General features: G+C 72.9%; 4 protein-coding genes. 3 read left to right on the forward strand and 1 reads right to left on the reverse strand.

Annotation, left to right across the window (positions count from 1 at the left end):
- Positions 1-78 precede the first annotated feature (78 nt).
- Together ACH4VX_RS33050 and ACH4VX_RS33055 are read left to right on the forward strand one after the other, a co-directional pair.
- A complete protein-coding gene (locus tag ACH4VX_RS33050) occupies positions 79-969 on the forward strand; it encodes a serine/threonine-protein kinase (RefSeq protein WP_398372715.1) in 891 nt (296 codons plus the stop codon).
- A 38-nt stretch (positions 970-1,007) separates the two neighbouring features.
- Positions 1,008-4,529, forward strand: coding sequence for a protein kinase (locus ACH4VX_RS33055; protein WP_398372717.1), 3,522 nt, complete (start codon positions 1,008-1,010; stop codon positions 4,527-4,529).
- 25 nt (positions 4,530-4,554) lie between these two features.
- Here ACH4VX_RS33055 and ACH4VX_RS33060 read toward each other — a convergent pair whose 3' ends face one another.
- Positions 4,555-5,424 carry a helix-turn-helix domain-containing protein gene (locus ACH4VX_RS33060; RefSeq protein ID WP_398372719.1) on the reverse strand — a complete coding sequence of 290 codons (870 nt, stop codon included), beginning with the start codon at positions 5,422-5,424 and terminating at the stop codon, positions 4,555-4,557.
- A gap of 282 nt (positions 5,425-5,706) precedes the next feature.
- Between ACH4VX_RS33060 and ACH4VX_RS33065 the strand changes: the two genes are divergently transcribed.
- Entirely contained in the window at positions 5,707-6,600 is an 894-nt protein-coding gene (locus tag ACH4VX_RS33065) for an MBL fold metallo-hydrolase (RefSeq protein ID WP_398372724.1), read from the forward strand.
- Positions 6,601-6,895: the final 295 nt, after the last annotated feature.

Consider the following 6,895-nt stretch of genomic DNA (forward strand, 5'->3'; position numbering starts at 1 on the left):
GGTGCGGCCCCCTACTATACGAGGCGACGTGGACCACAGTGTCGGTTCCGATGCGCGCGGACACGGGGGAGAACGCCGATGGACACCCGGAACAGAGGCCCGGTCCTCGGCCGTTGGGCGATCGGCCCGCGGCTGGGCCGGGGCGGAATGGGCACCGTGTACAGCGCCGTCGACCGGGAGAGCGGCGAGCGGTGTGCCGTGAAGGTGCTGCGCGGAGACACCTCGTCGCGTCCCGGGGGCGGGGATCCGCGCGTCCTGCGGGAGTTGCGCACGGCCGAGGCCCTCGTCCACCCCCATCTGGTGCGCACCCATGCCTGCGGGTACGCGGACGGGCGGTACTTCTTGGTGATGGAGCTGTGCGAGGGCGGCAGCCTGGAGCAGCGGGTGCGGCACGGCGAACCGCTCGGCCCGGACGCGGCCGTCGCCCTGTTCCTCGACGTGCTCGACGGCCTGCACCACGCGCACACCGCACCCCTGGACGCCGTCGACGCCGGGGGACGGCGGGTCGGGGTCACCGGCGTGGTCCACCGTGACATCAAGCCGCACAACCTGCTGCTGGCGGGCGAACCGTCGGCCCCGCAGGTGAAGATCGCGGACTTCGGCCTGGCCAAGTCCTACGAGCTGGCCGGGGCGAGCGGGCTGACCCGTACCGGCGCGTCGGCGGGGACACCGGCGTTCATGCCCCGCCAGCAGGTCGTCAACTTCAAGTATTCCCAGCCCGACGTGGACGTGTGGGCGGTCGCGGCGTCCCTCTACTTCGTGCTGAGCGGCGGCCGCACCCCGCGCGACTTCCCACCGGACCGCGACCCCTGGCTGACCGCCTGGCACAGCGCGCCGGTGCCCCTGTCCGAGCGGGCGCCGGACGTGCCGCCGCGCCTGGCCCGCCTGGTCGACGAGGCCCTGACAGACACGCCGCGCATCCGCTTCGCCACGGCGGCCGCCTTCCGGTCGGCCCTGGAATCGGTGTAGAGCGTCTTCCCCCCACTCCCTCCCGGAAGGACTCCCCCATGCCGGCACACAGCTCCCGCTCCTGGCCGTCGTCCGGACGTCCCGGCCGGGCCGGGGACGGCGCTCCCTGGCCGGCCGGGTCGACGGTGCTGGGCGAGTTCGTCGTCGAACGCGCCCTCGGCCACGGCGGTTTCGGCGAGGTCGTCCTCGCGGTGAGCCGGCGCACCGGGGACCGGTACGCGGTGAAGCGGGTCCACCGGGACGACCCCGTGGAACAGGGACGGTTCCTCACCGAGGCGCAGCGCTGGATCGGACTGCCGCCCCACCCGCACATCACCCCCTGCCACTTCACCCGTACCGTCGGGAACCAGCTGGCCGTGTTCAGCGAGTACGTCGCCGGTGGTTCCCTGGCGGACTGGATCGCGGACGGACGGCTGTACGCCGGTACGCCGCAGGAGGCCCTGCACACCGTGCTGCGCGTCGCCGTGGAGGCGGCGTGGGGACTGGACGCCGCCCATGCCCACGGGCTGCTGCACCTCGACACCAAGCCCGGCAACGTCCTGCTCACCGAGGACGGCGGCGCGCGCATCACCGACTTCGGGCTGGCGACCGGGGGTGAGCGGGACGCCAAGGACGTCATCGGCGCGGAGTACGTGCTGGATTTCCTCACCCGGGAGGGCGACGGCATCGACGCCGCGACCAGCGAAGTGCTCAGGAACGCGTTACGGCAGACGCTGGCGGAGGCCCGGGCGGAGGAGGCGCCGCCACCGAACGCGGTGGCGGCGGGGGCCACCCCCGGTTACGCCTCCCCGGAACAGGCCGAGGGCCGCCCGCTGGGCCGGCCGGCCGACCTGTGGAGCTGGGCCGTCACCGTGCTGGAGATGTTCACCGGCGGCCGCACCTGGCCTTCGGGAACGCTCGCCGGTGCCGCGCTGGAAACGTTTCTGGAGGGACGGCGCGACGGCGCGACCGGGCCGGTCGCCATGCCGGACGGGGTGGCGACGCTGCTGCGGGCCTGCTTCCGGACGGACCCGCAGGAGCGGCCCGAGTCCCTGCGGGAGGCGGCGGACAGCCTGGTGCGGACCGCAGTGCGGGAGTGCGGGATCCCGCTGCCCGGTGACCCGCCGCCCGCCCTGCCGCGGCCCTCCCTCAAGGGTGGTTTCGAGCGCCGACTGCTCGGCGGGGCCGCGTGGCAGGACCCCCGGGAACTCCTCGGCGAGGCGTACCAGGCCGCCGGCCGGGACCCGGGGGAAGCGGTGCGGTTCTGGCCGAGCGGCCACGGCAGCCGGGCCTCGCAGGCCATGGAGGACCTGCGGGCGCTCACCGAGGCGGCACGGGTCCTCGACACGGTGCGGGACCCCGAGGAGTCGGTGCGGGTGATGCGGGCGCATGTCATCGCCGAGTCGGGACGGGTCCGGCACAGCCTCAACGACCTGCCCGGAGCCGTCGACGCGTACCGGTCGAGCGCCAGAGCGCTGGAGGAACTGACGGGGCCGGACCGGGAGTACGGCCTCTCACTGCGGCTCGCGGTCCTGCACTCACTGTCCATCGTACTGCGGCTGTCGGGCTCCGCCGGTGAGTCGGTGGTGATCTGCGACCAGGTCCTCGACGAGGCGGCCGCGCTGTCGGATCCGGCCGAGGCGGCCCGCGTCCGGGGCATGGCTCTCGGGACGAAGGCCAACGCCGTCGACGATCCGCACGAACGGATCCCACTCCTCGAACAGACCATCGACGCCATGACCCTCGCCGGTGAGGACGAGGGGCTGGCCCTGGCGCTGGCCGGCCTGGCCGCAGCGCTGGAGAAGACGGGGCGGGCCGACGAGGTGACCGCCGCGTGGGAGCGGGCCGACGCACTGATCGAGGCCGCCGCCGCGCCGGGCCGGGCCGATCTCGACGCCGTCCGAGCCGCGCTGCGCCTCAACCGGGCGGTGACCGCGAACAGCCGGCGGGACGCCGCCGCCCACGCCCGCGCGGCGATCGAACTGTACGAACCACTGGTGGACGAGCGGGGTCGGCACGACGTCGCCGGGGACATGGGCCGGGCCCTGCTGCTGTCCGCTCTGGGCGACGAGCACGCCGGACGGCCGCAGGAGGCTCTCGCCGCGTACCGGTCGGCCCGCTCCCTGCTGGAGGACGCCGTGCTGCGCGACGGCCGGCTGGAGTACGTCCGTTACCTGGCGCAGGCCCATGACCACGAGTCGACCCTCGTACGGGCGTTGGAGGACCCGGCCGCCGCCGTCGCCCTGGCCCGGCGTGCCGTCGAGGTGTGGGACCGACTCAGCGACACGGACGGCCGGGACGCCTGGGCCGTCGAGCGGGCCGAAGCCCGGCGCAAACTCGCCGAAGCCTTCGTCGACGCGGGTGAAGGGGCGGCCGCGGCCCGGGAGTTCGACGAGGCCGAGCGCGTGCTGGGGACGAGGTCCACTACGGGCTCGGGCAGTCGGCTGGTCACGGCGCTGATCCACAACGGGCGGGCCGTGCTGCTGCGCAGGTCTGGAGAGCCCGAGGCGGCGTGCCACGAAGTACGGCTCGCGCTCGACGCGCTGGGCATTCCGGCCGAGCCGCAGGAGGAGCAGGTCCGTGTGCAGTGCCTGCAGACCCTCAACGCCGCGCTGGGCAACCTGAACCGGCACGCGGAGGCACTGGCGGCGGCCGACGAGATCACCACGGCGGTGGAGTCCCTGTTCGAACGCGGCGAGGTGTCCCTGCGCGATGTCGCGGACGCCCGCCAGCGCCGGGTCAACGTGCTGCTCCGGCTCGGCCATGTCATCGAGGCCCAGGCCCCGGCGAAACAAGCGCTGCGGGAGTACCAGAACCTGATCGACGACGGACGCGCCGACCTCGTGGACGAGGCGGCCCGGCTGCGGGGAGCCCTGTCCATGGCGCTCCAGCGGTCCGGGGACCTGGACGGCGCGGTCCGCGAGATGGAGACGATGCGCCGGCACTTCGCCGAGCGGACCACGTATCCGTGGCAGCGCCTGCTCCCCGCGCAGGCCGTGGACACCGCGGCCTCGCTGGGCGCCGACCCCAACTCCCTGCTGCTCCAGGGCCTGGACGTCCGGCTCGCCGACCTGTCGAAGGTACGGGACGTGCGGCCGCGGCACCTGGACGGGCTGATCACCGACCTGGCCCGGCAGCGCGACGAGCTGGTGTCGGGCTCGCTCGCCTTCATGGAGCCGGACCAGGTGTCGCAGGCCCTGGAGGACCTGTGCGGCAGTCTCGTGTGGCTGGCGGGGAGGCATCCGCGGGACGCGGTGCACGAGGCGTGCGTGGAGACGGCACTCGTGTCGGGTGTCACCGCGATGCGGTGCGCCCGTGACGGCGCGGCCGAGCGCGGGTTCCGGCTGGCCGTCGCCCACGGACGCGTACTCGTGCTGGACCGGGGGCGGATCGGGCATCTGGAGCGCTGGGCCAACGCGCACGTGGCACTGGCGTCCTGGCAGACGTTCCGGGGCGACGACAGCGGCGCCGCGCGCACGATCCGCGACATGGAGACCCACCTGACCGCCCTCGTCCCGGCTCAGGTGCCGGCCTGGTCCGCGCACGCCCGGCAGGCGCTCGCCGCGTTTCGGCGCGGATAGGTTCCACGGCTCCCGCCGAGTTCCCTCACCCGCTCCCCTTGCCGATGCCACACGCCTGCCGCAGCACCGTCAGCGCCGCGGAGGAGGCGGATCCGGGCTCCGCGGTGATGGTGACGAGGGACTGGTGCGGTTCCTTCGGTATGTGGAACGTCTGTTGCGTGACGGTCAGGTCCCCGACGACCGGATGGGCCAGGTCGTAGACGTCCCGGCCGCAGGGCTCGACGGTGTGCTCGGCCCACAGCGAGGCGAATTCGGGGCTGTGGATCGCCAGTTCGCCGACCAGTGCGGCGAGGCAGGCGTCGTCGGGGTTGCGGGCCGTCAGGATGCGCAGGTTGCCGACCACGGCGCGGGCCTTGGCGGGCCAGTCGCGGTGGAGGGCGCGGGTGTGCGCGTCCAGAAAGACCAGCCGGGACATGTTGGGCCGGGTGTCCGGGTCGTCGGGCGAGGCGATGTCCAGGTGGCCGGCGAACAGGGCGTGCCCGGCTCCGTTCCAGGCGAGCACGTCGTTGCGGCGGCCCATGACGAGTGCGGGCACGTCGCTCATGGCGGCCAGCAGCGTACGCAGATCGGCGGAGGCGTGCTCCGCGGGAGGCGCCGCCGGTCTGTTCCGATGACTCACCGTGGTCGACAGGACGTGCAGATGTTCTCGCTCGGCCGCGGTCAGCCGCATGGCGGCCGCGATCGCGTCGAGGACCTCGGGGGAGGCGTTGAGCGACTGGCCCTGTTCGAGCCGGGTGTAGTAGCCGGCGCTGACCCCGGCCAGCATCGCGAGTTCCTCCCGGCGCAGCCCGGGCACCCGGCGCCGCTCTCCGTACCGGGGCAGGCCGACGTCGTCCGGGCCGAGCTGTGCCCGCCGTGCCATCAGGAACTCACCGAGCGGTGATCTGCGGTCCATGGCGGCAAGTATGCGCGGCAGTCGTGTCCGTCGCCTGTACCTGTCAGGGGTAGGCAGGAGCGGGCCTGGTTACCTCGGCCGGAGGCCTCCAGAGTCGATCGCACGGATCACGGCACAAGCCATCCGCATCCACTGCTCACCCGCCGTCCACGGCACCGCTGGACGCGTCGCGGCCCAGCCCCGCGAATCACACACGAACGAGGTAGACACATGCCCACCACCCCATCCACGCCGCCGTCGCCCACGGAAGCGGCCGTCTCCACCGCGCCCCAAGTCACCACGATGAAACTGGGGGACGTCGAGATCACCCGCGTCATCGAGTTCTCGGACATCTCACCGATGACGACCGACGTGTTCTTCCCCGGCAGCAAGCCGGAGGAATGGCAGCGCCACGCCGCACTGCTGGACCCGGACCACTGGGACGCCCGCACCGACCTGACGCGCGTCGCCACCCAGTCCTGGGCGCTGCGCAGCGAGGGCAGGGTCATCCTGATCGACACCGGCGCGGGCAACGGCAAGTACCGCCCGCTGCAGCCGATCTGGTCGTACCTGGACACGAACTACCTGGAGAACCTCGCCGCGGCCGGCATCGAACCGGAGGACGTCGACCTCGTCGTCAACACCCATCTGCACGACGACCACGTCGGCTGGAACACCCGGCTCGACGGACGCGACTGGGTGCCCACCTTCCCGAACGCGACGTATCTGATGCCGCAGACCGACGTCACGTACTGGCATCCCGACAACCTGCACCGCACCCGGTTCGGCCGGGGAAACCAGAACGTCTACGAGGACAGCATCCAGCCGGTGATCGACGCCGGGCTCGTCACGACCTGGGAGGACTCCCACGTCATCGACGCCAACCTCCGGCTCGAACCGGCGCCCGGGCACACTCCGGGCTCCTCGGTCGTCCACCTCGAGTCCGGGGGCGACCGCGCGGTCCTCGCCGGTGACCTGCTGCACGGCGCGATCCAGATCCACGAGCCCCACCTCAACAGCTGCTTCGAGGAGGACGAGGACGCCGCCCGCGCCAGCCGGGCGCGGATGTTCGCCTACGCGGCCGACCACAACGCCCTCGTGCTGCCCGCCCACCTGCCCGGCCACGGGGCCTTCGAGATCCGGCGCGAGGGCCCCGGGTTCGGGATCTCCGGCTGGGCACCCTTCTCCCGCACCTGACGATCCGCCCGAAGGAATTCCCTGTCCGGCACGGCTTCCGGTGTTTCCTCCCCCGGGTTCACCCGGCACACCCGGGTGGCCGGACGGCGGAGTTCACGGGTTAGCATCCGGCGGGGGCAGCACGTCATGGGGGACGAGCATGGACGTTGACGTGCTCCCTGGCCTAAAGTCCAGGGATTCCGGCCTGGGTCGGCTGACCTTTCCGGGGGCTTCCTGCTTCACCGCGCTGTGCGGGTACGTGTGCCCGTCTTACCGGCGCTCCACAGGCGTTTAGCGTCTCCGCCCGTCCGGCGGC

It is taken from the genome of Streptomyces sp. NPDC020731, assembly GCF_044334705.1.
In the GTDB taxonomy this organism is placed as follows: Bacteria; Actinomycetota; Actinomycetes; order Streptomycetales; family Streptomycetaceae; genus Streptomyces.

Bases quoted from the DNA above. Each gene is read 5' to 3' on its own strand.
- ACH4VX_RS33050 (WP_398372715.1), top strand. From the start codon at position 79: ATGGACACCCGGAACAGAGGCCCGGTCCTCGGCCGTTGGGCGATCGGC.
- ACH4VX_RS33055 (WP_398372717.1), top strand. From the start codon at position 1,008: ATGCCGGCACACAGCTCCCGCTCCTGGCCGTCGTCCGGACGTCCCGGC.
- ACH4VX_RS33060 (WP_398372719.1), bottom strand. From the start codon at position 5,424: ATGGACCGCAGATCACCGCTCGGTGAGTTCCTGATGGCACGGCGGGCA.
- ACH4VX_RS33065 (WP_398372724.1), top strand. From the start codon at position 5,707: ATGAAACTGGGGGACGTCGAGATCACCCGCGTCATCGAGTTCTCGGAC.